Source organism: Paraglaciecola sp. QJM3NY_14 (assembly GCF_056173245.1).
On record NZ_CM149664.1, the window covers coordinates 2,391,488 to 2,417,988 of the forward strand.

17 protein-coding genes and 1 pseudogene are annotated in these 26,501 nt (G+C 44.6%); 14 read left to right on the forward strand and 4 right to left on the reverse strand.

The genetic code is table 11. The annotated features are described in order from the left end of the window. Positions 1-3: 3 nt before the first annotated feature. Positions 4-1,299: a GntP family permease gene (locus AC0VYA_RS10035; RefSeq protein WP_475490917.1), complete on the reverse strand. Its 1,296-nt coding sequence runs from the start codon at positions 1,297-1,299 to the stop codon at positions 4-6. 193 nt (positions 1,300-1,492) lie between these two features. On the opposite strand from AC0VYA_RS10035, the gene AC0VYA_RS10040 reads away from it, so the two are divergent. Both AC0VYA_RS10040 and AC0VYA_RS10045 read left to right on the forward strand, forming a co-directional pair. Next, positions 1,493-3,817, forward strand: coding sequence for a TonB-dependent receptor (locus tag AC0VYA_RS10040; protein WP_475490918.1), 2,325 nt, complete (start codon positions 1,493-1,495; stop codon positions 3,815-3,817). Between the two features lie 309 nt (positions 3,818-4,126). Next, positions 4,127-4,768: a response regulator gene (locus AC0VYA_RS10045; RefSeq protein ID WP_011574794.1), complete on the forward strand. Its 642-nt coding sequence runs from the start codon at positions 4,127-4,129 to the stop codon at positions 4,766-4,768. Positions 4,769-4,843: 75 nt separating this feature from the next. On the opposite strand, the gene AC0VYA_RS10050 is transcribed toward AC0VYA_RS10045, so the two are convergent. The 3 genes and pseudogenes from AC0VYA_RS10050 to AC0VYA_RS10060 form a co-directional block, all read right to left on the reverse strand. Further along, positions 4,844-6,703 carry a cation:proton antiporter domain-containing protein gene (locus tag AC0VYA_RS10050; protein ID WP_473480361.1) on the reverse strand — a complete coding sequence of 620 codons (1,860 nt, stop codon included), beginning with the start codon at positions 6,701-6,703 and terminating at the stop codon, positions 4,844-4,846. A gap of 255 nt (positions 6,704-6,958) precedes the next feature. Further along, a pseudogene (locus AC0VYA_RS10055) lies at positions 6,959-7,874 on the reverse strand (integron integrase). A 400-nt stretch (positions 7,875-8,274) separates the two neighbouring features. Continuing rightward, positions 8,275-11,679 carry a PAS domain-containing hybrid sensor histidine kinase/response regulator gene (locus AC0VYA_RS10060; protein WP_475490919.1) on the reverse strand — a complete coding sequence of 1,135 codons (3,405 nt, stop codon included), beginning with the start codon at positions 11,677-11,679 and terminating at the stop codon, positions 8,275-8,277. A 203-nt stretch (positions 11,680-11,882) separates the two neighbouring features. Between AC0VYA_RS10060 and grpE the strand changes: the two genes are divergently transcribed. The 12 genes from grpE (at position 11,883) to AC0VYA_RS10120 (ending at position 26,470) form a co-directional block, all read left to right on the forward strand. Further along, the gene (gene grpE / locus AC0VYA_RS10065; protein WP_011574799.1) at positions 11,883-12,497 is read left to right on the forward strand and encodes a nucleotide exchange factor GrpE; all 615 of its coding nucleotides are present in this window, start codon (positions 11,883-11,885) and stop codon (positions 12,495-12,497) included. A 133-nt stretch (positions 12,498-12,630) separates the two neighbouring features. Then, a complete protein-coding gene (gene dnaK, locus AC0VYA_RS10070) occupies positions 12,631-14,550 on the forward strand; it encodes a molecular chaperone DnaK (protein WP_011574800.1) in 1,920 nt (639 codons plus the stop codon). A gap of 199 nt (positions 14,551-14,749) precedes the next feature. Next, complete coding sequence (dnaJ, locus tag AC0VYA_RS10075; RefSeq protein WP_473480369.1) at positions 14,750-15,889, forward strand: molecular chaperone DnaJ; 1,140 nt, start codon at positions 14,750-14,752, stop codon at positions 15,887-15,889. A gap of 356 nt (positions 15,890-16,245) precedes the next feature. Then, on the forward strand, positions 16,246-16,713 hold the full coding sequence (locus AC0VYA_RS10080) for a cytochrome c (RefSeq protein ID WP_473480371.1): 468 nt from the start codon (positions 16,246-16,248) through the stop codon (positions 16,711-16,713). A gap of 278 nt (positions 16,714-16,991) precedes the next feature. Continuing rightward, positions 16,992-17,456, forward strand: a complete 465-nt coding sequence (locus AC0VYA_RS10085; RefSeq protein ID WP_011574803.1) for a GAF domain-containing protein — start codon at positions 16,992-16,994, stop codon at positions 17,454-17,456. Beyond that, on the forward strand, positions 17,453-17,740 hold the full coding sequence (locus AC0VYA_RS10090) for a hypothetical protein (RefSeq protein WP_006993993.1): 288 nt from the start codon (positions 17,453-17,455) through the stop codon (positions 17,738-17,740). Before AC0VYA_RS10085 ends, AC0VYA_RS10090 begins: the two co-directional genes overlap by 4 nt. A 22-nt stretch (positions 17,741-17,762) precedes the next feature. Continuing rightward, positions 17,763-18,413: an RNA chaperone ProQ gene (gene proQ / locus AC0VYA_RS10095; protein ID WP_011574804.1), complete on the forward strand. Its 651-nt coding sequence runs from the start codon at positions 17,763-17,765 to the stop codon at positions 18,411-18,413. A 4-nt stretch (positions 18,414-18,417) separates the two neighbouring features. Next, positions 18,418-20,457 carry a carboxy terminal-processing peptidase gene (prc, locus tag AC0VYA_RS10100; protein ID WP_475490920.1) on the forward strand — a complete coding sequence of 680 codons (2,040 nt, stop codon included), beginning with the start codon at positions 18,418-18,420 and terminating at the stop codon, positions 20,455-20,457. A gap of 201 nt (positions 20,458-20,658) precedes the next feature. Then, complete coding sequence (locus tag AC0VYA_RS10105) at positions 20,659-22,005, forward strand: sodium-dependent transporter (protein WP_475490921.1); 1,347 nt, start codon at positions 20,659-20,661, stop codon at positions 22,003-22,005. Positions 22,006-22,007: 2 nt separating this feature from the next. After that, positions 22,008-23,525 (forward strand): Na+/H+ antiporter NhaC, encoded by a 1,518-nt coding sequence (nhaC, locus tag AC0VYA_RS10110; RefSeq protein WP_475491055.1) that lies wholly within the window; start codon positions 22,008-22,010, stop codon positions 23,523-23,525. Positions 23,526-23,624: 99 nt separating this feature from the next. Beyond that, complete coding sequence (pepN, locus tag AC0VYA_RS10115; RefSeq protein ID WP_475490922.1) at positions 23,625-26,249, forward strand: aminopeptidase N; 2,625 nt, start codon at positions 23,625-23,627, stop codon at positions 26,247-26,249. Then, positions 26,249-26,470 carry a DUF2835 family protein gene (locus AC0VYA_RS10120; RefSeq protein WP_006993987.1) on the forward strand — a complete coding sequence of 74 codons (222 nt, stop codon included), beginning with the start codon at positions 26,249-26,251 and terminating at the stop codon, positions 26,468-26,470. The genes pepN and AC0VYA_RS10120 overlap by 1 nt, the downstream gene beginning before the upstream one ends. The last annotated feature ends 31 nt before the right edge of the window (positions 26,471-26,501 follow it).

Sequence of the window (26,501 nt, forward strand, 5' to 3'; positions counted from 1 at the left end):
ACGCTAAAATAGGTTAAACAAGGCGATAGCCAACACAAGACCACATAATGGCACCACAACCGTTAGTGCGCCGACTGACCAATATGACCGCTGGTGAGTCTCATTACAAATTGCCCGGATTAATGTCACTACATAACCATTGTGTGGCAGAGAATCTAACGCACCTGATGAAATAGATACAACCCGATGTAGCTCTTCAGGGTTCACACCTTGGTCGATGTAATGCGGCGCGAGTAAGGGCAGGGCGATAACTTGCCCGCCTGAGGCCGAGCCTGTTAAGCCGGCTATAACACTGATGGCAATTGCTGCGCCAATTAACTCATTTCCCGGTATATGGGTCATGACTTCTACGGCGACCTGAAACGCCTCGGTAGCTTTAGCGATACTGCCAAACCCCACCACCGCTGCGGTGTTACCAATGGCGACCAAAGCACCTGTAGTGCCAGCGGTGATGGCATTTTGCATATTCATAAAGTAACGGTAGTTGATGATCATCAGGGTGAGCACACCGCCACCCAGCGCAATGATCAAGGCTAAATGACCTAGGCTATCGTGGAGCAAAAAGGAAAGTACGAGCACCACTAACAGTGGAATTAACCCAGTTATGGGGCTAGGAAGCGCCCGGTCTGTGATATGAGGATCTTGTTCCCAGTGTTCGAATTTTTCGCCATTCGCTAATGCTTTGTTGATCATCCGGCGCATCCACCAGAAACCAAACACCGCCATGAAAACCGCCACTGCTAAGCTTACTTCCCACGCGGCAAAAGGTGAGGTACCCAAGTATTTAATGGGGATCCAATTTTGAATTTCTGGGGAGCCAGCGGATGTCATGGTAAAGGTGACTGAACCAAATGCCAATGCAGCGGGAATGAAGCGTCTAGGCAAGTTGGCATCTTTGAATAAGCTCAACGCCATAGGATAAACCGAAAACGCCACAACAAAGAGGCTAACCCCGCCGTAGGTCAAAATAGCGCAGGCGAGCACTACCGCCGCAACCGCTTGGCTGCGGCCCAATCTTGCTATGATGAAGCGTGCTACTGCGTCGGCAGCGCCTGTGTCTTCCATGAATTTACCAAACAAGGAGCCAAGCAAAAACATGAAAAACCAAGAAGCAATAAATCCAGAGAAACCCTGCATATAGCTACTGACAAAATTAACATCGCCGATAAAAATCGGGATACCACTGGTAAGTGCGACAATAAGTGCGCACAAGGGGGCGGCGATAAACAAGTTCATGCCACGAATAGTGAGCACTATTAGCAGCAACAACCCGCCTATCAAACCAATTAAACTGAGCATATTATCTTCCTTTAAATGAATACTTGTGACCGCAAGCAAACACGTAAAGTGATGGTGCAAGTGTGTCTTAGCCCAATGAAATTGCCCATAGTACTATGGTACTAAGGACGACCTGGCAAAACTCGATTAAGGTATTTACGACCGCAGCAAGCAGACAATGAAAAAAACGAAATACTGCAATCAAGGACACACTATGAATAAACAACGATTCACCCAATCCCTTATCGCTGGCGCTGTTGCATCAGTGTTGTGTTACCAACCAGCGTTAATGGCTCAAGAAGCAGATAACGCCACTCAGGCTGAGAAAAAAGGGCTCGAGCGTATTGAAGTCACAGCGCGTAAAACCGTAGAAAGCCTGCAGGAAGTGCCTATTTCTGTTACATCTCTTGGCGCCGTTGAGTTAGATGAAAAGGGAATTTCGGTTATCACTGAAATCCAGCAATTCTCACCCAATACCACTTTGCAAAATAGCCGCGGCACCAATTCGACGCTCACTGCGTTTATTCGTGGTGTGGGCCAACAAGATCCACTTTGGGGTTACGAACCAGGCGTGGGTATCTACATTGATGATGTTTACGTGGCGAGGCCTCAAGGCGCTGTATTAGATTTACTCGATGTTGAACGTATTGAAGTACTCCGCGGCCCACAAGGCACGCTATATGGTAAAAATACCATAGGCGGCGCGATAAAATACGTGACGAAGCCCATGAGCGGCGACCCCACCTTGAACATTCAAGGCACCGTAGGCAGCTATTCACAGCGTGATATCAAGCTTACAGGACAGTTTCCCGTCATCGAAGACAAGCTTTATGTCGGTTTTGGGATCGCAGATTTAACTCGCGACGGGTATGGTGAATACCTTGAATCGGCTCTTGAAGGGCAAGACTTAGAAAACTATAACAAAGACTTAACCGCGGCTCGGGTGACGGTGGAATTTACTCCATCAGATGATTTATTTTTTCGCTTCGCGTGGGATAAAACCGAAGATGACTCTAATGCCAAAGGCGGTTATCGCTTATTGCCAAGTCGTTTGACTGATGCCCCCGTACCCAATAGCGTATTTGATTCTTACACCAGTTTACCCACTGAAAACAATGTTGAGCTCGAAGGGTATAGCTTAACGGCCAATTGGGATGTAAATGATGATATCAGCTTAAAATACATAGGCGCACATCGTGAAAGTTACTCGCCAACCAATATTGATTTTGATAATACAGCCATAGATATTTTTGATGTACCCGCCATTTATGAAGATGAAAACGACACTCACGAACTGCAATTAGCATACTCCGGTGATGGGTTTAACGCCGTGGGCGGTATTTATTATTATGACGGTGAATCGTGTGGTCAATTTGAAGCCATACTGGGCTTTCTTGGTCGCGCCGCATTCGGCGTGCCTGGTTTAACCCGCGAAGTGTCTGGCTGTAACAACAGCGAAAGTATTGCCGCGTACGTGCAGTCATCTATTGATGTAACCGAGCAACTGTCATTGACCCTTGGCGCACGTTATACCGATGAAGAAAAGCAAGCCACCGTTCGCAATGGTCTAATTTTCGACAACGTATACCCAGAGTCGAACTGGATCCCAGGTTACGTGCGCCCAGAAGGTGAAATAGTGCCACAAGTTTTGGGCAGCGATTCTGACGGTGACGGTATTTTGGATGCTCCAGCAAAAGAAAGCTGGTCACGCTTTACACCCCGCGTAGGTATTGAATATCAAGTGGATAATGATTTGATGTTTTTTGCCAGTTATTCACAAGGCTTTAAATCCGGTACTTACAATCCAAGAGCGACCATCAACGAGCCAGCGGTCGACCCAGAAGTAGTGGATTCGTTTGAGCTTGGCATGAAAAGCGACTGGAACGATAATTTACGGGCAAATGTTACTTTATTCGCTTTAGAGCATAACGACCGCCAGTACATCTCAGTGTTGCCCGTTACGTCACCTGAAGACTTACAACAAATCTTGGGTAATGTGGGTAAATCTAAAGCCAAAGGGGTTGAAGCTGAAATTACTTATGCCGCTACCGATGAGCTAACCTTTGATGTGTCACTAGGGTACATCGATGCTGAATTTGAAGAGGTATTCCAAGAGACACTGGAAGGGCGAGTCGATGTAGCCGATACCTTTGCTATCTCGAACACTCCTGAGTACACAGCCAATTTCGCTGCTAACTACCTACTTAGCACAGACATGGGCGATTTTGTTTTTAATGCTAACTACTACTACCGTGATGACTATACGATTACGGAAACGTCAAACAGTTTGATCACCCAAGACGGATACGGTTTAGTCAACTTAAGCGTGTCGTGGCAAAGTGAGGACGGCAACTGGTATGGCGGCATTCATGCTAAAAACCTGACCGATGAGGAATACGTAGTGGGTGGCTATCAGTTTGTGGTAGAAAACCCTGATGATCCTACAGGTTATACAGCCGGCACAGGTGGTGATAATACGTTAATTGGTTATTACGGCGACCCACGCACGGTCAGCTTAACGGTTGGCTATCGCTTTTAGTCGCAAAACCAAAAAGGGCGCGGGTGAACGTTCATTTTCACCGCGCCTGATTTCAAATAGACACGCGCACGATAAAAATAAGCATAAGGCGTGAAATGGTAATGACGTTTGGCAGTGAAAACTGCCTTTTTTCGTCTAGGCAACTTACCGTACTGCTCAGCAAACCACTACAAACCCACTTATTAACTGTAAATTTGGTGTAATTAATAAGGACAAGTGATAAATTTATTAAAAATCAGGTAGCTAGCGTCGAGACGTTATCCTACCCAGTGACAAATAAGCCTCCTTATTGATAACCGAGTACCTATAATGCACGCTAAAGCCATCGTTGCTGACGACCATCCCTTGTTTCGTAGCGCCATGAAACAGGCCATTCAAGGTGTATTGGGGAACGATATTCTTGAGTCTGCTTCCTATCAACAAACTATCGACTTATTAAAGCTACACAGCGACGTAGAGCTGATCTTTTTGGATTTGAACATGCCGGGCAATGACGGTCTAACAGGCTTGACTATGATCCGAAGTCATTTCCCTGATGTGTTGGTGGCGATTGTATCCGGTGATGAAAGCCCGAGTATGATCCGAAAAGCCATGGATTTTGGCGCCTGTGGTTATATCCCTAAATCAACACCGTTACCGGTAATAGCAGATGCTGTGCGCGAGTTGTTAGAAGGCGAGCAATGGTTACCTAATGAATTAGTAGAGCAGGTTCAAAAAATAGAAGACAGCCAAGAACAGGCTTTCGCGGGCAAACTTGCTCAATTGACTCCTCATCAACTAAAAGTTTTACAGCTTATGGCTGATGGCCTTTTGAACAAGCAAATTGCTTATGAATTAGGTGTCAGTGAATCGACTATTAAGCAGCATGTGTCTGCGGTGTTGCATAAGCTTGGCTTTAATAACCGTACCCAAGCAGGCGTGCTATTCAAACAAATGCTACAGGTCGAATAAGCTAAAGCGGTAGCGTAAAAAAGCCGGTAATGTTACCGGCCTTCTGCACATAATGTGGCATGCCATTGTTTGGCTTTAACCTGGTAGCTTAGATTCATCATTGCTGTTCTCAGCAGTGATTTCTGCTTTAGCAATCGCTTTTTCTATCGGCTTTTCTGGGTTCACTAAACTGACAATCTTCCAATCTGATTTAGGCTTAACGTTGTTTGATGTGGTGAACATATGCACATGATTATGTGTATCTAAGGCACACAATTTAATGGCTCGCTCGTTGTACTGCTCTTTGTAGTCTTCGTAGGTAAAAGAATCCGTTAAACGGGTCGTTTTAATTAACGACCCTTTTGCTACCAAGCCAGCCAGCTTGCCATACGTCGCATCATCACTGAATAAACCAAGCTTCTTGACGTAGGACTCTGACACCTGATGACTCGGGCGCTGCTGCTGTTCGTTATTGTTCAAACCAAGTACTGTGCCTTTGCCCATTTCGTGCTCAAAATGGTAGGTCACCATGGGGTTTAATTGACGATAGGGTGACATCACCAATACTTTGCCAAACATCGACAAATCAAGCGTACGCGCGGCATGTTCTGACATTGGGTTACCAAAGTAGGTGGGGATGTTCTCCATACGAGCTAAACGCATATTATTCCAGTTGGTATCCGTGATGCGTACTTGTACATCATGGCTCATCAATTCTTTAGCGAATAAACGGCTAAACAAACCACCCCCGAAGATTAAAAAACCGTGCGGGGCAGGGGCGCGCATATTGAGCTTTTTCGCCACTGTGACTGAGGTAAGACTCTGTAGCACAACCGTGGTGATGATCACCAAAAATACCATAGGCACCAGTAATTCAGCCTGTTCGTACTCTAAGACTTCTAGCTTTAATGAAAACAAAGCAGATACCGCTGCTGCAACTATGCCTCGCGGTGCTATCCAGCTAAGCAGCGCGATTTCGCGCCAGTTTAAACCAGTCCCTAACGAAGACAGAATGACACCCACGGGACGTGCGACAAACATGATAGCAACAAGCACTAAAATGGAGCCCCAACCAACACTTAACACAGAGTGCAAATCAATACGCGAAGCGAGCAGAATAAACAGGCCCGAAATGAGCAGTACGCTTAAGGTTTCTTTGAATTCTAGAATGTCTTCCACATCGACGTTTTTCATATTCGCCAGCCACATACCGATAATGGTTACGGTCAACAACCCTGATTCGTGGGCAATAACATTCGAGCCAGCGAACGCGCCTAACATCAACGTCAGTACTGCGGTGTTTTGTAAGTAGTGGGGGATCCAGCTATTACGCAGGGCCAAGCCGAGTAAATATCCTGTTGCAGCGCCAATACCTAAGCCGACGCCTAACGTTAACCCAAATGCGTACAAGGTGTGACTCAGCGCATCTTGGGTAGAGATAATATATTCGAACACAAGCACGGCCAATAACGCACCGATAGGATCGATGACAATGCCTTCCCAGCGTAAGATGTTGGCGACCTTACTGCTTGGGCGCACGGTACGCAGCATAGGGACAATCACCGTTGGACCGGTTACGGTTACAATCGCGCCAAACAAAAAGGCCAACTGCCATGAAACGCCTAACGCATAATGCGCAACGGGGGCAGTAACAAGCCAGGTGACTAACGTGCCCACGGTGCAAAGGTTACGCACCATAGAGCCATGACCCGCCAAATCACCAAAGCGCAGTGTTAACGAGCCCTCAAATAGAATGATGGCCACAGACAAGGACACAATAGGAAAGAGTAAATCACCGAATAGCGCATCGGCGTTGATTACGCCATACACAGGACCGACTAAAATCCCCACGACTAACAAGGGCAAAATGGCAGGTAATTTAATCCGATAAGCAAAATACTGACAAGCGATAGAAATAAGGCCTACCGCCACTAGAGGAATGATTGGGTCGCTCACGTGAGATCCTTGTAGAACGAATAAACATAATTACTTAGATCAGACCACAGGTCACTCGCTAAAAGCAATAATACCTTTGATTGTTTGAATCAGTGCTAGCGTCAAATTAGTCATATGCCGATGTGACATGTTCGGTTTTGCAGCACTACCCAATCCTGAACCATTTAATTTAATTGTTTAGATATAAGTGGCACTTAAAAACGTCACGTGCTTATTGTCGGAGCTGCGTCATTGGGTTGATATTAAATCGTTATGTTACAGTCTAGATAAAGGGCTGACGACAGAGTTACCCACACGTTGCAATATGTGCGTATATATCTGCGTGGTGCGCAAATCACTTTGGCCGAGCTGGTCTTGCACAGTGCGAATATCAGCGCCTGATTGTAAAAGATGGGTCGCACAAATTTGTCTGGAATTAAATTTGAACATCCGAAGGATGGCCCGTAGGGAAAAATGCAAGGACACATTTTTTAAATGCGTGGCGAAGCGTGTGCGGGGTAACGATTTTAGGGATATTGGCTTTTTTAGCGGCATGTCGTATTTCTTTTTGCACCGTAGACCCATCAATATGATGACGCCTTAATGATTGATTTTCGGGATCAATCGATAGTTGACGCGAAGCAAACACATATTGCCATGGTAACGAGCGATTGGCGTTCTTAAACTTAAGCCTTAGACGATGAGGTAGATAAACGCCATCGTATTCTGGGTTTAACAAGTCTGCATCCAGATATTGTTTTACGACAGTGATCTGTTGTTGCAAACTAGGTATAAGCTCATCGGCTAATGTAACAATCCGATGTTTGCCACCTTTACCATTCCAAACCCGTATGGATTTGAAATCAAAATCTATATCTATATCTATATCTTGGACTCTCAATCTCACACATTCCATTAAACGCAAGCCACTTGCATATAAAATTGATACCGCTAGTTTCTGTTGAGCACTTACAACTGCGAGTAAATTCCTCACTTCATCAGTAGTGAGAACGATTGGCAGTTTTTGTTGGCGAGTACTTTTAATAAAATTAAGTTTAAAATTTAATGGTTGACGAATTATATCGCGATATAGAAATACCAAGGCATTTAATGCTGATTTTTGGGTTGATGCAGCCACATCTAACGCTAAAACTAAATGTGAAAGGAAGGCTTCTACTTCTTTATCATGCATTAAATTAAGACAATTACATAGACACCCATCTTTAGAATCGTATTAAAAAGCACACCTGCTCAGAGTGGGGAATTCCCCCTCAATGAGCATCAAAGTACTTTTGGGTTTAGTGATTAAGAATTTTTCTGGAATATTGCGCCTATAGGAAGGAAACTGCGCGCAAGGTCAATTTTCGGGCAAGGGAGTAGGCTACAGGGTATCATAATATGTAGTGTTCGAAATTGATTTAGGCGCGCTTTAACAACTCTCTCGCTTTGGTCATTCCTCGCAGCCGTTGATGATGGGTGTGGCGCTTGAATGCATTCATCATTTGCTCCGCACCTGCTGCGTAGCAGAAGTGTTTTTAAACTCGGTGGTTAACGTTAGCTACTGTGCTCCTGCATCGCTAAAGCATAAAGCACTATTTTTTAGCCAGCAGTTGTTTAATCAGCCTTTTCAAAGCGAGGGGCTTAAGCGGTTTTGGTAAATAATGCATTTGCTCATCTATCGCTTGTTGCCTAATTTGCTCATCTTGGCGCGCAGAGTTAAGAATACTGGGAATGTGTAAGCCATCTTCGCCAATAAATACTTGCCTGATAGCGCGGGCCACATCTATACCGGTTTCACCATGGTCAAGTTGGTAATCGAGTATCATTAAGTCTATCGGCTGATTGAGTAATTGCAGCGCAGTTTTAGTGTCTTTGGCTGCAATCACGGTTGCGCCCCAATCAACTAATAACCGTTGTAGCGCGTCCAAGATCTGAGGCTCGTTATCAACAATCAGTACACGTTTGTTATGTAGCGGCAGGTTAACATCATTGCTTCCACGGGCTGCTGTTTTTGGGGAGTTAATTTGTTTATTCCCCATTGGTACGGCGATATCAAATGACGTACCTTTGCCCAGCGTTGAGTGTAACGTTACAGGGTGATTAAGTAGGGCACTGATACGCTCGACTATGGTTAAACCTAAGCCTAAACCTTGAGCACTAGGGTTGCTGTCTAACTGATGAAACTCTAAAAATATTTCTTGCTGTTTGTCTTCGGCTATCCCGGCACCAGTATCCATAACACATATTCTAGCCTGACCATTTTGCCTTTTTACGCCCAGTAATATACGCCCAGAATCGGTATATCGGATAGCATTTGATAATAGGTTTTGTATTATTCTTCTTAGCAACTTAGGGTCGGAGATTACCCATAAATTAGTGCGCACATAAGTTACGCGTAACTTTTTTTGTTCCGCAAGCACTGAAAATTCATTGAGCATGGGGCGTAAAATACTGTCTAACGGAAAGGTTTGTACATGTGGCGTCAACGCCCCTGATTCTAGACGCGTCATGTCGAGTAACATTGACAGTAAAGACTCAGCATTACTCAGTGAATCGACCAGATTGGAGCTCATCTCTGCCATTTCTCCTGGGGGCGATTTCTGTTTAAGCATGGCGGCAAACAAGGAAGCCGCATTGAAGGGCTGCATGAGATCATGACCCGCAGCGGCTAAGAACTTGGTTTTGCTCTCGTTAGCACTTTCCGCATCACGGCGTGCTTTCTCAAGATCAATATTGGCAATTTGTAGCTGCTCGGTGCGTTCTTGGACCCTGGATTCTAAGCTCGTTTTAGCCTGCTCAAGTTGCTGCTGAATATTGATGTATTCTGTAATGTCACTGTAGGTGGTAACAAAGCCTCCGCCGGGTAACGGGCGACCATTTAATTCAATGACCTGACCATTCTCTTGATGACGAACATATTTATAGGCGCTGCCTGATTGCATAAAGGCAACGCGCTTTTTAATCTCCATTTCTATATTGCTTTGCCCCGTGTCGGCGTTATGACCAAATAGTCCTCTTTTGGCATTAAATTCTAGCAATTGATAAATGGACATACCCACTTGTACAAAACCTCTGGGGTAGTTAAACAGTTCAACATAGCGCTGATTCCATGCGAGCAAATTCAGTTCCCGGTCAAGCACGACTATGCCTTGTTGAATATTCTCCACTGACGATTGGAGTAATTCATGGTTAAACTGAAAGGTTTGGCTAGCTTCTTCAACCAACTCTACGAGCTCTGACAGCTCAACATCCCGCTTCTCACCGATGGCAGAAAGCAAAATACGCGCACTGGCACTGCCTACTTGCCCCGCAAGTTCGCTTTCAATCGTAGATAACAGCTTGGGGCTAGCGTAGCCCGCAAGTTGTACTGGAGTCAGTTTATCCAGTAATGCTTGGTGACGCTCAGCCCCCCATACTCTCTCTGTAATGGTTAATAGGTTTGATACTTTTACCGCGTGACCAAAAGGTTGGGTATTGTGAGTAATGGCATCGTGTACCATGTTCTGGCTGCGCATACCTTGGATAAAAGACACCAAGAAAAAACACACAATATTGACCCCTAAACTGAATACAAATCCTTGTGCAAGTTGAATGTCTGAGGGAGCATCGTTGAAATAATAGCTTGCGGTAATACTGGGCCACAGTAACCAATACGCCCAACACAGGAAGCCACTGGCCAGAGCCAGCTGCGCGGCTAATCTGGTGCCCCTTTTCCAATATAAACCGAGTAATAAAATAGGAAATGTTTGCGACAACAGTGCTATCGCGATAACTCCACTTTGCACCAACGATGCCGATTGACTGATATTAACGTGATAAAAATAAGCCACTCCTAATACGACTAACACAGTGGCGCGTCGAATGAGTAAGATACTACTGGGTTTTAAGCGGTGTCGCTGTTGGGTGCGTAATTGCAAGGTTAACCACAATGGGGTGGCGATGTTATTGGATATCATGACACCCATAGCAAGGGTGGCCACTATGATCATGCTGGTCGCCGCTGCGAGCCCACCAATGAAGGCAATAATGGTGACCCATGCATTTCCTGACGCCACCGGTAAGGCAAGAGCGTAAGTGTCTGTGCTGACACTGCCTTCAGGAAAGAGCATGTGCCCAGCTAGGGCAATGGGTAGCACGAATAATGTCATCCCTAATAAATACAAAGGGAACAGCCAACGGGCAGTGGTGATTTCTTTGTCACCGTTGTTTTCGATAAAATTGATATGAAATTGCCGGGGCAAGCAGAACATCGAACAAACCCCAAGCAGCATTTGACTGGCGTAGACCCACATTCCTGAATCTGCGTTGATGGTTTCGCTCGCGCGTTGGTGTAACTGTGCTTTTCCTAACAAGTCAAATACACCGTCATATAAACTGTAACAAACGAACAGACCTACAATCACTAAACCTGCCAGTTTCACAACAGATTCGAACGCCACTGTAAACATCAAACCTGGATGTTTATCGGTGAGATTGAGGGAGCGAGTACCGAACAATACTGCGAAAATCGCCATTAATACTGCTACATAGAAACCTACGCCGTCAGGCCAGAGATTATCCGCTCCTGTTACCACGCGAATACCACCGGTTACGGCGTCTAATTGCAACGCGATATAAGGTACAACCCCAATAAAACACAGAAGCGTGACAAGAGCCGCCAAGAAGTGAGACTTGTCGTAACGCAAACTAAGAAAATCAGCGAGGGAGCTTATATTATGCTGGTGACATACATTGGCCACGCGTCGAAGGATAGGGTGAGCAAATAGGAAAACACAAATCACCCCCATATAAGTAGGAATAAAAGCCCACCCATAATGCGCGGCTTGAGTGGTGGTACCGAAAAATGCCCAAGACGTACAATGAACCCCAAGCGCCAGGCTATAGATATACGGATGTTGCTGATGGGCTTTTGCACGTTTATCGCCCCAGAAGGCCAATAGAAACAATATCAGTAAGTAGCCAACCACGATGGCCATCAAGGACAAGACACTAAACATAGGGATTCGCATTTATTATTATATCAACACTCTATCTCGAACATCGTTGATGTAAAAGAGCGTATTTTTATTGATCAGGCGCAATCTTTAGACACAATTTTTTTAAAACATCGAAAAAAGACCCTTGAAGAGCCTTAAAGCAACCCCATTAATAGCTGCAATCGAATTTAGCTTTAATGTGATATTTAAGAACGGAGTGAAAAATGAGTAACGAAGAGCAAGCTCAAAAAGATGACGCCCAGCCGGTCAATGAAGCCGCTATCGACGCCACTGCAGAACAAGCAGATGCAGAGGTTGAAGAGTTAAGCGCTGAGCAAGCACGTATTCTTGAGCTTGAAGCAGCATTAGCCGCATCGGAAGCCACGTTAGCTGCACAAAAGGACTCAGTTATGCGTGCCATTGCCGATGCCGACAACGTACGTAAACGTGCTGAAGGCGAAGTCGATAAAGCACGTAAATTTGCCCTTGAAAAGTTCGCATCAGAGCTTTTACCCGTTGCAGACAACTTAGAGCGTGCACTGCAGGTGGCAGATAAAGAAAACGAAGCGATTAAACCTGTGATTGAAGGCGTGGACATTACCCTTAAATCATTTGTGAGCAGCATCGAAAAATTCGGAATGAAAGTTATCGATCCACAGGGAGAAACTTTTAATCCAGAACAGCATCAGGCTATGTCGATGCAAGAAAACGCAGAATTGCCTGCTAATACAGTGATGGCAGTGATGCAAAAAGGTTACGAATTAAATGGTCGTCTTTTACGTCCAGCAATGGTGATGGTATCCCGTGCCCCTGAAGGCGGCGTTGATACCCAAGCTTAATTCGTGGGCTTTGACTAAAAAATACGAAAAATATTCACAAAAATGGGGAATTTTTTCAATTAGCTAATTGAAAACTGACGAAATAACCCCACAAAGTGTACAGGCATTATTAAACAAATTTGGAGAAAAACTAATGGGTAGAATCATTGGAATCGACTTAGGTACAACTAACTCTTGTGTTGCTGTACTTGATGGTGAAAAAGCAAAAGTAATCGAAAACGCTGAAGGCGATCGCACAACTCCCTCAATCATCGCTTACAGCCAAGACGGTGAGACATTGGTGGGTCAACCTGCAAAACGTCAGGCTATCACCAACCCTAAAAATACCTTATTCGCGATTAAGCGTCTTATCGGTCGCCGTTTTGAAGATAAAGAAGTACAGCGTGATATCGACATCATGCCTTTCGATATCATCAAAGCAGATAATGGTGATGCTTGGGTTCAAGCAAAAGACGAGAAATTAGCACCACCGCAAATCTCTGCTGAAGTTTTGAAAAAAATGAAAAAGACAGCTGAAGATTACCTTGGTGAAGAAGTAACAGCAGCGGTTATTACTGTTCCTGCATACTTCAACGATTCACAGCGTCAGGCAACTAAAGATGCAGGCCGTATCGCTGGTCTTGAAGTAAAACGTATTATTAACGAGCCAACAGCCGCGGCACTTGCATACGGCATGGACAAGAAAAAAGGCGACAGCGTTGTTGCAGTATACGATTTAGGTGGTGGTACGTTCGATATCTCTATCATTGAAATCGATGAAGCTGACGGCGAGCATACTTTTGAAGTACTTGCCACCAATGGTGATACACACTTAGGTGGTGAAGATTTCGATAACCAAGTTATCAACTACTTGGTAGAAGAGTTCAAGAAAGATTCAGGTATGGATTTACGTAAAGATCCATTAGCGATGCAACGTCTTAAAGAAGCTGGCGAGAAAGCGAAGATTGAATTGTCTTCTGCACAACAAACTGAAGTGAACTTGCCGTACATTACTGCTGATGCGTCTGGTCCTAAGCACTTAACCATCAAGCTTACTCGTGCAAAACTTGAGTCACTTGTTGAAAAAATGGTTAAAGCAACCCTTGAGCCACTAAAACAAGCGCTTGCGGATGCTGACTTATCAGTAGGTGATATCAACGATATCATCTTGGTCGGTGGTCAAACGCGTATGCCTTTAGTACAGAAATACGTCACTGAATTCTTTGGTAAAGAACCAAGAAAAGACGTTAACCCTGACGAAGCAGTTGCGGTAGGTGCAGCCATTCAAGGCGGCGTATTGTCTGGTGATGTTAAAGACGTATTGTTACTTGACGTAACACCTCTATCACTAGGTATTGAAACAATGGGCGGTGTAATGACAGCCTTGATCGAGAAGAACACAACTGTACCGACTAAGAAGTCTCAAACCTTCTCTACAGCTGAAGACAACCAGTCAGCAGTTACAGTACATGTACTTCAAGGTGAGCGTAAGCAAGCTGCTGGCAACAAATCTCTTGGTCAATTCAACCTTGAAGGCATTCGCCCAGCACAGCGCGGCGCGCCACAAATTGAAGTCACCTTCGACATCGATGCTGATGGTATCTTGCACGTATCTGCCAAAGATAAAGACACCAACAAAGAGCAGAAAATCACTATCAAGGCTTCTTCTGGCTTGAGTGATGACGAAGTCGAAAAAATGGTACAGGACGCGGAAGCGAACAAAGAAGCGGACAAGCAGTTCGAAGAAATGGTTCAAGCACGTAACCAAGCTGACGGCCTAATTCACGGTACGCGTAAGCAAGTGGAAGAAGCTGGTGATGCTTTGTCTGATGAAGATAAAGCAGAAATCGAAGCTGCAGTTGTTGCTCTTGAAGAAGCAGTAAAAGCAGGTGAGAAAGAAGCTATTGAGTCTAAAACTCAAGAGTTGATCCAAGCTTCTGCGAAGTTGATGGAAGTGGCGCAAGCACAGCAGGCAGCTGCCGGTGCTGAAGGCCAACCAGAAGACGCTTCTGCTAAGCAAGACGACGACGTTGTTGATGCCGAGTTCGAAGAAGTAAAAGACGACAAAAAGTAATTTTGTTGACTACATCAGTCCGAGCGTCTTAACGACGTTAGGGCAAGCTCGGGCGCATGGAGTTAATTCATAGCGCCCGCGTTTGTTTCATAACCTCATGTGTTTTGGCTATCACCAAACTCGCGACAAGGTATGAAATTGCAATAGAAGAATAGGTAGTCAGCGTTGTGGGCTACAAATATCAGGATAAACAAGCTATATGTCGAAGCGAGATTATTATGAAGTGCTGGGTGTCGAGAAGTCGGCTTCCGAGCGCGATATAAAAAAGGCTTACAAGCGCCTTGCGATGAAATACCACCCGGATAGAACTCAGGGTGACAAAGCCATGGAAGAGAAATTCAAAGAAGTGCAAGAGGCTTATGAAATTCTCACCGACTCGCAGAAACGTGCGGCGTACGACCAATATGGTCATGCGGGCGTTGATCCGAATCGTGGACATGGTGGCGGTCATGGTGCAGGTGATTTTGGCGACATTTTCGGCGATGTATTTGGCGATATATTCGGTGGTGGTCGCGGTGGCGGTCGTCAGTCGCGCGCTGCTCGTGGTTCCGATTTACGATACAACCTTGAGCTGAGCCTAGAAGAAGCTGTTCGCGGGAAAAGTGTTGAAATTCGCGTACCTACTTTGGCTGAATGCGATACTTGTGATGGTTCTGGTGCCAAAAAAGGTTCAAGTGCGAAGACGTGTACCACGTGTCATGGACAAGGCCAAGTGCAAATGCGTCAAGGCTTTTTTGCTGTACAGCAAGCGTGCCCAACCTGTGGTGGTAAAGGTAAAATCATCACTGATCCGTGTGATGTATGTCACGGCCAAGGACGAGTTGAGAAAACCAAAACCTTGTCTGTAAAAGTGCCAGCAGGGGTAGATACCGGCGACCGTATACGTCTTTCTAATGAAGGTGAAGCGGGTGAAAACGGTGCTCCAGCAGGCGACTTATACGTTCAAGTCCATGTTAAGCAGCATAAGATCTTCGAGCGTGACGGTAACAACCTGTACTGTGAAGTACCGCTTAGTTTCACTCGCGCTGCTATCGGTGGGGAAATTGAAGTCCCAACCCTTGAAGGCAAAGTTAAATTGAAGGTCACGCCAGAAACACAAACCGGTAAAATGTTCCGTTTGCGTAACAAGGGTGTGAAATCTGTACGCAGTGGCAGCGTCGGTGATTTGATCTGTAAAGTGGTTATTGAAACCCCGGTAAACTTAAATAGCCGTCAGAAAGAATTGCTTGAAGAGCTCGAAGAATCTATGGGTAAAGGTAAAGAAACCGCTAAGAACCGCCCGAAAGAGAGTGGCTTCTTTGACGGTGTTAAAAAATTCTTTGATGACTTAACTAACTAGCCACAGTAGCCATACTGCAGTTTAAACCGCTAGTCATTGTTGAAAGCCGCTGTAAAGCGGCTTTTTTATACCTGCTTGCCCAATGTGTGAACGCGATAAACACTAATGACTGTAAATTTGCATGTATTCAGCTTTGGTTTTTGGTAGCCTAAGTGAGTTGGCACTTTGCATTAATTTTCAGTATTTCAATGACCTAGGATACGAAAATGATGCAGAGTAAAAACAGTTATTCACATATTGTTGTATCAGGCAGGTTTATTGCTTCTACTGAATTGAAAGACGTAGCTTTAGTTTTATAGATAATCAATATATCTATAGGGAATGAATAAACCAAAACACCAAACAGGCGAGGGACTATGAAAAAATTATTAGTAAGTGCAATAGCCAGTACCATGTTACTAACCGCTGGAGCGTCAGCGCAAGAAGCCAGCTCTGAAAAACAAGCCAAAAGTGCGGCCCAATTTCGCCAAGCATTGTTGCAGCTCGTGCGCAGTAATGTAGGTGCTTTAGGCGCTATGGCGAAGGGCGCTATCCCTATGGATACGCAAACTATAGAGACGAACGCCACCCGCTTAGAGCAATTGTCTTTGATGATGGACGACTATTTTGCCTTAGATACGTCTAGTTTTGATATTGAAACAGAAGCGTTACCGAAAATTTGGCAAGACCGCGCAGATTTTGCTACTAAGGTAGACGCATTAACTGACGCTTCTCAAGGCCTAAAAACGGCTGCCATGAAGGGCGATGAGAGTGCATATAAAGCGGCTATCGGCAGTGTGTTAAAGAGTTGTAAAGGATGTCACGACAGCTACAAAGCTGAATAAAATAAAGATGTATTTTGACTAGAAGGCGCTGCGGCGCCTTTTCTGTTTTTTACGAGTAAATTTTTAGGAGCGCAAAAGGTAGCGATATAGTAACAGTTTTGGGTCTTTCGCCTTGAGTTACCCCTTTACAATAGGCAGTTAATTGAACAATTTTGATAAATATACCGTTAATCCTAAAAATATCCCTAATTTTCTTTATATTTGAACTTGATCCAGTTAACTTGAGCGCCATATCGAGCCCTTAGGTATTATTTTCATTATTTATTGGTGCATAACACGTGACATTAAGTAAAACAGACCTTTACCAAGAGGTCGCTCAGCAAGCGCAGGCCTTGATGGCCGGTGAAAAAGATTTAATTGCGAATTTGGCTAATTTGAGCGCGCTGATGTATATGCGTTTACCTGAGCTTAATTGGGCCGGTTTTTATTTACTCAAAGACAATGAATTGGTGTTAGGTCCGTTTCAAGGTAAGCCTGCCTGCATCCGGATACCAATGGGACGCGGTGTGTGCGGTAAAGCTGCTGAAACGGGGTTATCTCAGTGCATTCATGATGTGCATGCTTTTGACGGGCATATAGCATGTGACGCTGACTCTAACGCAGAAGCGGTGCTGCCTGTATATCAAAAGGGACAATTGCTTGGCGTGATGGATCTTGATAGCCCTCACACGGGGCGATTCGACCAAGATGACATGACCGGTCTACAAAACTTGGTCAACATATTGCAGGATGCAATTGCATGAAAAATTCTATCGATATTCATGTGGCACTCGCCACCCTAGACGATATGGAGTTTTGGGAGGATAATGCCGAAGAAGCGATGGACCGTTTCAACTCGTTGTTGCATATGCTGTACGACAATGCAGATGAAGATATAGAGACCGTCAGTTTAGAAAATATGATCCAATATATTTGGGAAAACTGGCGTAACGACAGTCATTTACTTGACATAGACGATGATGATTTATTTGATTGGGTTGACCAACTATTGTCAACTTGGGATGATGAGCATCAAGAACCCCGCTAACTACACACAACTAGAATATTTAATGGATAATCCTCAAAAGTTTTCAAACAGTAAAGAAGTCATCAATTTTTTAAGTGAGTCGTTTCCTGCATGCTTTAGCGTGACAGGGGATGCGAAGCCGCTAAAAATTGGCATTTTCCAAGATTTAGCTCAGCGCCTTGAAGAAGAAGAGCGTGTAAGTAAGACATTGCTTCGCTCCTCTCTTAGACACTATACAAATAGCTGGCGTTATTTGCATAGTGTGAAAGAAGGTGCTTTTCGCGTTGACCTTGACGGTCAGCAGGCTGCTCCTATTGAAAAAGAGCATGCAGACCACGCCCAAGCACAGCTTGAAGAAAGCAAAGCGAAAGTAGCAGAAAAGCGCAAAGCGCAGAATGCTGCCAAGCCTGGTGCAAAGAAAAGTTACAAATCCAAGACAGTTCCTGCATTTAAATCCTCGCCCAAGGGAACTAATCAGGATAATGTGAAGCCAAAAGCTAAGTTACCACCCCCAGAGAAGCTATCAGCTGAGCAATTAGTCGCGGGAACTTCCGTTACCGTAAAAATAGGTAAATCGCCTATGCCTGCTACAATTACTGATGTCAGTAAAGATGGTGTTCAAGTACAGCTTGATACAGGTATGGTGGTAAAGGTTCAAGTAGATAACTTGAGGTTGGCCCGTTCTAAGAGGTAGTTTAATGATCAATTCAATTCGCGTTACCGCTGTATCAGCACTTTTTGCATTTAGCTCGGTGGCCCTTGCGGTCACGCACGCAGAAAGTGTCGAAGAAATTCCTGTTCTTAAGCAGGAATCGCAACATGCAGTGTCGGTTAAACGCATTTCATCTAATTTTTTGCGTTCGCACTACAAGCCGATCACATTGGATGATGCCCTGTCAGAGAAAGTATTCGATCGTTACATGCGTTCTCTTGATATCAACCGTAACGTGTTTTTGAATGCTGATGTTGAAAAATTCAAAGCAGAGCAAGATCATTTTGATGAAGCCATTGAGATGGGCGACTTAGATATCGCCTATCAAATTTATCAACTGAATATGCAGCGCCGTATTGAACGATATGAGTATGCATTGACCTTACTTGATAAAGAATTCGATTTTGAAAAGAAGGGTGACACCTTCACTTTCGATAGAGAAGAAGCTGCTTGGCCAAAAAACACCGCTGAATTAGATGAGCTGTGGCGCGAGCGCGTGAAGTATGACGCCTTGAACCTAAAGTTAGCCGATAAAGAATGGCCAAAGATCCAAGAGTTGTTAACTAAGCGTTATGAGCGGGCTATTAAACGCTTAAAGCAAACGACCAGTGAAGATGTGTTTCAAACCTTGATGAATTCGTTTGCGCGCAGCATCGAAGCGCATACCAGTTATTTGTCACCGCGTAATGCAGAGCGTTTCCAAATGGAAATGAATTTGTCATTTGAAGGCATTGGTGCGGTATTGCTAAGTGAAGACGATTTCACCGTTATCCGCAGTGTTGTGCCTGGTGGTCCAGCAGATCTATCGAAAAAAATTAAGCCAGAAGATAAAATTGTCGGCGTCGCTCAAGATGACGAAGACTTTGTTGATGTTATCGGTTGGCGCTTAGATGAAGTAGTTGAACTGATCAAAGGGCCAAAGGGAAGTGTGGTTCGTCTTCAAATAGAGAAAGGCGATTCAGAAAGCACGGTTCCTGAAGTGGTGAGTTTAACCAGAGATAAAATTAAGCTAGAAGACAGAGCCGCTAAGTCTGAAGTGTATGTGCCTGAAACAGGCCCGCATAAAGGCGAAAAACTCGGTGTTATCACTATTCCCTCTTTCTACAACAAACTGAGCGTTGATGTTCGTAAAGAACTTGAAAGCTTAAAAGAGCAGAACGTCGAAGGCGTGATTGTTGATTTGCGCGGTAATGGCGGAGGCTCCTTAACTGAGGCTACGTTGTTGACCGGTTTGTTTATCGACAAAGGACCTGTGGTACAAATTCGTGACGGCGCAGGGCGCATACGTGTTGAACAAGATGTTGATGGTAAAACCTATTATGATGGTCCGCTCACCGTATTGGTCGATAGGTACAGTGCGTCTGCCTCTGAAATTTTCGCAGCGGCGATGCAAGACTACAGCCGCGCTTTGATTTTAGGTGAACAAACGTTCGGTAAAGGCACTGTGCAACAGCATCGTGGCTTAGGGCGTATTTATGATTTATATGAAAACCCCTTAGGCAGTGTGCAATTTACCATTGCAAAGTTTTACCGCATTGATGGCGGTAGTACGCAGCATCAAGGTGTGGTGCCTGACGTATTATTTCCCTCGGCGATTGATCCTAAAGATTGGGGTGAAAGCCAAGAAGAAAACGCATTACCATGGGACAGCATTAAACGCGCAACATACTCTACGTTTGGCGATACATCGCAAGCGGCTAAACAACTGAGTGAATTGCATGAAAAACGCGTGAAAGCAGATCCTGAGTTTGCTTATATTTTCGAAGATATCGCTCAGTATAAAAGCAAAGAAGATGATAAAACCCTTTCTTTGGTAGAGTCAGAGCGTATCAAAGAGCGTGAAGAGCGTGACGCAAAACGTCTAAAACGCGCCAATGAGCGTCTTGCTCGTCAAGGTTTAGAGCCGGTAAAAAGTTTAGATGATTTACCTGAGGACCAACCTGAGATTGACCCTTTCTTAGATGAAGCGGCAAACATTACTTATGATTTGCTGGGCACAGGCAAGTACGCCATTCACGCACAATAAGTGTAAAACGATATCGAGGGGCTAGTAAATCTAGCCCCTTTTTTGTTTGTGTTGCTTTTCTAATAGCATGGTACCAACCAAACCGATAAACTAACGGCAAATAAAATAACAATATCAGCTTGGTAGGTAGATGTTCTGATTTGCCACTTCTGATAGAAATAATAAACCTCATAAAAACTACAATAATGATAAAGGTGATTGATGAGTGCACGCGGAGAATTTTCGTCTCGTATAGGTTTTGTTCTAGCAGCGGCAGGGTCAGCTGTTGGTTTAGGTAATATTTGGGGGTTTCCGACTCAAGTTGCCAGTAACGGCGGTGCAGCGTTTGTACTCGTATACATTTTACTGGCGTTTGTGTTGGCTTATCCGGTCCTGATGGCCGAGCTTATTATTGGTCGTGCAACGCGCGCCAATATGGTGGACGCTCTAGGCAAAATATCAAACAGCAATATTGGCCGTGCAACGGGAGTATGGGGCTTTGTTACGGTTTCTATGATCCTCGCCTTTTATGCCATTGTTGCTGGTTGGATGATCAGTTATTTCTTCGAGTCCTTCACGCAAATTATTGGCCTAGACGAAGCGTCTCAATGGCTTACTGGCTCATCTACTGCCCGTAGTTTAATTTTTTGTGGTTTGTTTATTGCGTTAACCGCTTCTATTGTCGTCGGCGGTGTGAGCGATGGTATCGAGCGCTGGTCAGTAAGATTAATGCCCACCTTGATTTTGATTATCTTACTGTTAATCGGCTATGTAGCCACCTTGGACGGGGCGATGGAGGGCTGGAAGGCCTATTTAGTGCCAGATTTTAGTGCCATTTTAAATGCTGAATTGCTTATTAGTGCCATGGGGCAAGCATTCTTTTCTATGTCTCTGGGTGTGGGCACCATGCTAGTTTACGGCTCTTATGTGAGCAAAAATGAAAACTTACCTGTGCTTGGTGCATCCGTCGCGTTAGTCGATATTGGTGTTGCGATTTTGGCTGGCATGTTGATTATCCCTGCAATGTACGTAGCCCTAAATAATGGCGTACAAATATTTGCTGAAAATGGCGAGCTTATCGCCGGTGATAGTCTTATTTTCACCGTGTTGCCAGCACTCTTTAATACTATGGGCGTGGTAGGTTACTTTGTCGCTTTCGCTTTTTTTGCATTAATGGTCATAGCTGCATTAACGTCGTCCATTTCGATGCTCGAAGTGCCCGTTGCATATGTCGTTGAAAGTAAAGGACTCGCCCGCAAAAAAGCGGTTTGGCTGCTTGGCACCATTATTTTCATTATGAGCAGTACAATTATTTTCAATTTTGGTGCGCTATTTGGGCTGGTGATATCTGTTACCACTGAGTATAGCCAACCACTGCTTGGATTAGCGCTAAGTATTTTTGTCGGCTGGGTATGGAAGCGAGATCAGATCCTAGCCGAAATAAAGCATGGTAATGAACAAGCTGAGCATAGCTTTTTCTGGAAAATTTGGCCTTGGTATCTGAAGTTCGTGTGTCCGGTTATCATCCTTTTTATGTTCATCCGTTCACTTAATATTTTGGATTTCTAATGATGGAAAATACAACAATAAAACAAAAGAAAGAGCCTAGTTTATTAGATGCCCTTATTCCATTAGTGGTTCTAGTGACATTATTGAGTACATCGGTGTTTTTGTTTTCTGATAACTCATCGTTTGGCCCGAATCAGATTGCCTTACTTTTTTCTATGGGTGTCGCAGCTGTTATTGGTTTAAAAAACGGCTACACTTGGACGGAAATTGAGCAAGGCATCGTAAAAGGGATTTCATTGTCCCTTGGGGCGATACTGATCCTATTAGCTGTGGGGGCACTCATTGGGACGTGGATGTTGTCAGGCACAGTACCTACACTTATTTATTTTGGTTTAGAACTGTTAAATCCTTCATTCTTTTATGCTGCAACTTGCTTGATATGTGCCATTGTCGCCATGAGTATCGGCAGTTCTTGGACAACAGCTGCAACCGTTGGTGTTGCTCTGATGGGCGTAGCGTCAGGAATGGGGATGTCTGATGCGGTAACCGCAGGTGCGGTTATATCGGGTGCCTATTTTGGGGATAAGATATCGCCGTTGTCGGAGACCACCAACCTTGCGCCAGCTGTCGCTGGAACTGAACTATTCGAGCATATCCGCTACATGCTGTGGACGACCGTGCCGAGTTTTGTCATAGCCTTAATTCTGTTTACGATAATTGGATTTTCTGGCGCTGAGTCAGACACATCGAGCAACATCGAACAAATGCAAACCTTGCTTGCTCAAGAGTTTAATATTAGCTGGATGATGCTAGTGCCTTTAGTCGTTCTATTGACCTTAGCCATTAAAAAAATGCCAGCTTTTCCAGCGGTCGCCATTGGTGCTCTGTTGGGCGGTTTGTGGGCAGTGATATTTCAACCTGATGTAATACAGAGCATGTTAGATGAAAGCCAACAGGGCGTTTTGGGTGTAGCGTCTGTGGTATGGACTTCGTTATTCGATGGCGTTGCATTTACCACAGCCGATGAAAATCTAAATGCGCTACTTAGTCGCGGTGGTATGTCAAGCATGCTAAATACCATTTGGCTAATTATCTGCGCTATGAGTTTTGGTGCGGTGCTCGAGCGTACTGGATTATTAAAAGCGGTCGTTGCGCTGTTTTTACGTGGTGCCAAATCTGCTGGCAGTATGATTAGTCGTACTATTTTGACCTGTATCGGCACCAATGTAATCACTGCTGATCAGTATATTTCTATTGTGATGCCAGGTCGTATGTATAAAGAAGAATATGCTAAACGTGGTTTACATCAGTTAAATTTATCTCGCAGTCTGGAGGATGGCGGCACAATTACCTCCCCACTCATACCTTGGAATACCTGTGGTGCCTATATGCAAGGCGTGTTGCTTGTGCATCCTTTTGATTATTTCATGTATACGTTCTTTAATTTGATTAACCCAGTATTGGCAGTTATTTACGCCTATCTTGGGGTGAAAATATTGCGTATTCCCATTCCTGAAGTAGCGGTTGAAGTTGGCGACGAACAAGTGCCAGTGCATCAAGCTACCCAGACAAAAATCTAATAGCAGACTAAGTGATGCCGTTTGGTGGGGTGGGGCAAAAGCTTTGTGCTCAAGCATCAAACGGTATATTAGGCTCCTAGCTCATATTAAGAGGATACTATGACGGTTTCATCTCCTATTGCTAAAAAACGCAGTGATTATCAACAGCCCGATTTTTTGATTAGCCACGTCGATATGGTTTTTCACCTCGACATTCAAAAAACACGGGTAATTACTACCTGCCAATTCAGCCGAAATGGCAAGCACAATCGCCCGTTAGTGTTAGACGGTGAAAGTATCACTCTGATTAAAGTCGTCCTTAACGACAGCCTAGTTAGCGATTACGACGTGAATAGTGAACAGCTCACAATCCCCACTACGGAAGATGAATTCACCCTGTGCGTGGAAACCGCCATTAACCCTGAGGAAAATAAAACCCTGGAAGGGCTGTATTTTTCTGCCGGAGCATATTGCACTCAGTGTGAGGCTGAAGGTTTTCGAAAAATAACCTATTTTCTAGACCGCCCAGACGTGTTGGCAAAATATGATGTCACCATTTATGCCGATAAGGCGCGTTACCCACATTTGCTTTCAAACGGTAATCAAATTGATCAAGGCCAACTTGAAGACGGTCGCCATTGGGTAAAATGGCAAGATCCTTTCAATAAACCCAGTTATTTATTTGCCTTGGTCGCGGGTGATTTCGACTTGCTGACCGACAATTTTATAACCCAAAGCGGGCGTAGTGTTGCGTTAGAGTTGTACGTCGATAAAGGCGCACTGAATAAAGGTCATCACGCATTAGCATCTCTAAAAAAAGCCATGGCGTGGGATGAGCAGGTGTTTGGCTTAGAATACGATCTGGATATCTACATGGTGGTCGCCGTGGACTTCTTCAACATGGGCGCTATGGAAAACAAAGGCCTGAACGTGTTCAACAGCAAATTTGTGCTGGCTGATGCAGAGTCCGCTACTGATGATGATTTTTTCAATATTGAAGCCGTCATCGGGCATGAGTATTTTCATAACTGGACAGGCAACCGCGTTACTTGTCGAGATTGGTTCCAGTTAAGTCTAAAAGAAGGCTTAACGGTATTTCGTGATCAGCAGTTCAGTGCTGATATGTCGTCACCCGTGTTCAACCGCATTAAGAATGTACAGATAATTCGTGAACATCAGTTTGCAGAAGATGCCAGTGCTATGGCCCATCCTATACGTCCAGAAGAAGTTATCGAAATGAACAACTTCTATACGGTAACGGTGTACGACAAGGGCGCTGAAGTGATCCGCATGATGCACACCCTTCTCGGGGCGGATGGCTTCAGAAAAGGCATGGATCTTTACTTTGCTCGTTTTGATGGTCAAGCGGTCACTTGCGATGATTTTGTTCAGGCCATGCAAGATGCAACTGGCGTTAATTTAAGCCAGTTTACGCTTTGGTATAGTCAATCCGGCACCCCTAAGGTGATAGTGAGCGATGAGTTTGACGATAAAACAGGTCGTTATACGATAACCTTTAGTCAAACGACGCCGCCTACGGCAGATCAAAAAACCAAGCAAGCGCTGCACATTCCATTTCGGTTCGAGTTATTGGACGAGCAGGGGGGTGTCATCAGCGATGACTCCGTACCTGAACTAAAAGCTAAGATGATTCAATTGACACAAGATGTGCATTCAGTCTCGGTTAATGGTTTGAAAGCCAAGCCGACACCGTCTTTGTTGCATAATTTTAGTGCGCCAGTGAAAGTGGATTATGCGTACACCCATCAGCAACTAAGCAATATAATTTTGTATTCGGGTGATGAATTTGCCCGTTGGGATGCGAGTCAAAGCTTGTACAGTCGTTGCATCCACAATTTAGCCACTGCACCCGACAGCCCCGATAATGCGTTATTCGACAGTATGCTTGAATCCATCGGCGGCGTATTTGCATTAGCTGATGCTAAACCAGCTTTGGCTGCAGCGATGATGAGTATCCCGAGCTTTGAAACTCTGAGCCAGCAAGTGGACGAAATTCAAGTGGAAGCTCTATATCATGCCCAGCGCAGCGTTCGCCATTTAATTGCGACCGCGTTATCTGACAAATGGCTTGCCTTGTATAATAAACAGGCTGTTGGCGCGTACCAGTATAAAGCGGACGATGTCGATAAGCGGCGTCTTCGTAATGTGAGTTTGAGTTATCTAGTACAGGGTGATGCCCCTAATGCAAGTGAATTGCTTCACGCGCAATTTACTCAGGCGGACAACATGACGGATAGCCTAGGGGCACTGAAAGCAGCTCAATATGGCAATCTTGAACAGTTTGATCAGTTAATGGTTAAGTTTGAAGAGCGCTGGCGTCATGATCCCCTTGTGCTTGATAAATGGTTTGCGTTGCATGCCAATATGGAACGTAGCGATATACTCGCGCGTTTACCCTTATTGCTCAGCCACGAAAAGTTCAGCTTAGACAACCCCAACAGAGTGCGTTCGGTATTGGGGAGCTTTGCTTTTTATAATGTGCTGGGTTTCCATGCTATCGACGGCAGCGGTTACAAGTTTCTAGCGGATTATCTATTGAAGCTTAATAGCGTAAATCCGCAAGTTGCTGCGCGCATCATTACGCCATTAACTCAATGGCAAAAATTTGATCCTAAACGACAAGAGTTAATGCGTTATCAATTAGCTCGGATCGCAGATTGTAAAGAGCTGAGTAAAGATTTAATCGAAAAAGTCAGCAAGAGCCTTAACTACACAACAGACTAATGCAAACTCTATACTTTCGACTAGCGCTCAGTTATGAGCGCTGTGAACCCCTGTATTTAACCAGTACACAAAACGTAATTGTGCTTGCCGACAATGGGAAAAGAGTGCAATTACCGGCTAAAAATTTACGTCCTTTCATACAACATAATGGCATTCACGGCCGATTTCGCTTAATTATCACTGACACTAATAAGATAAGTAGCTTAGAAAAAATAGTCTAATCGGTTTGTTTTTTATACAATGAATACTGCA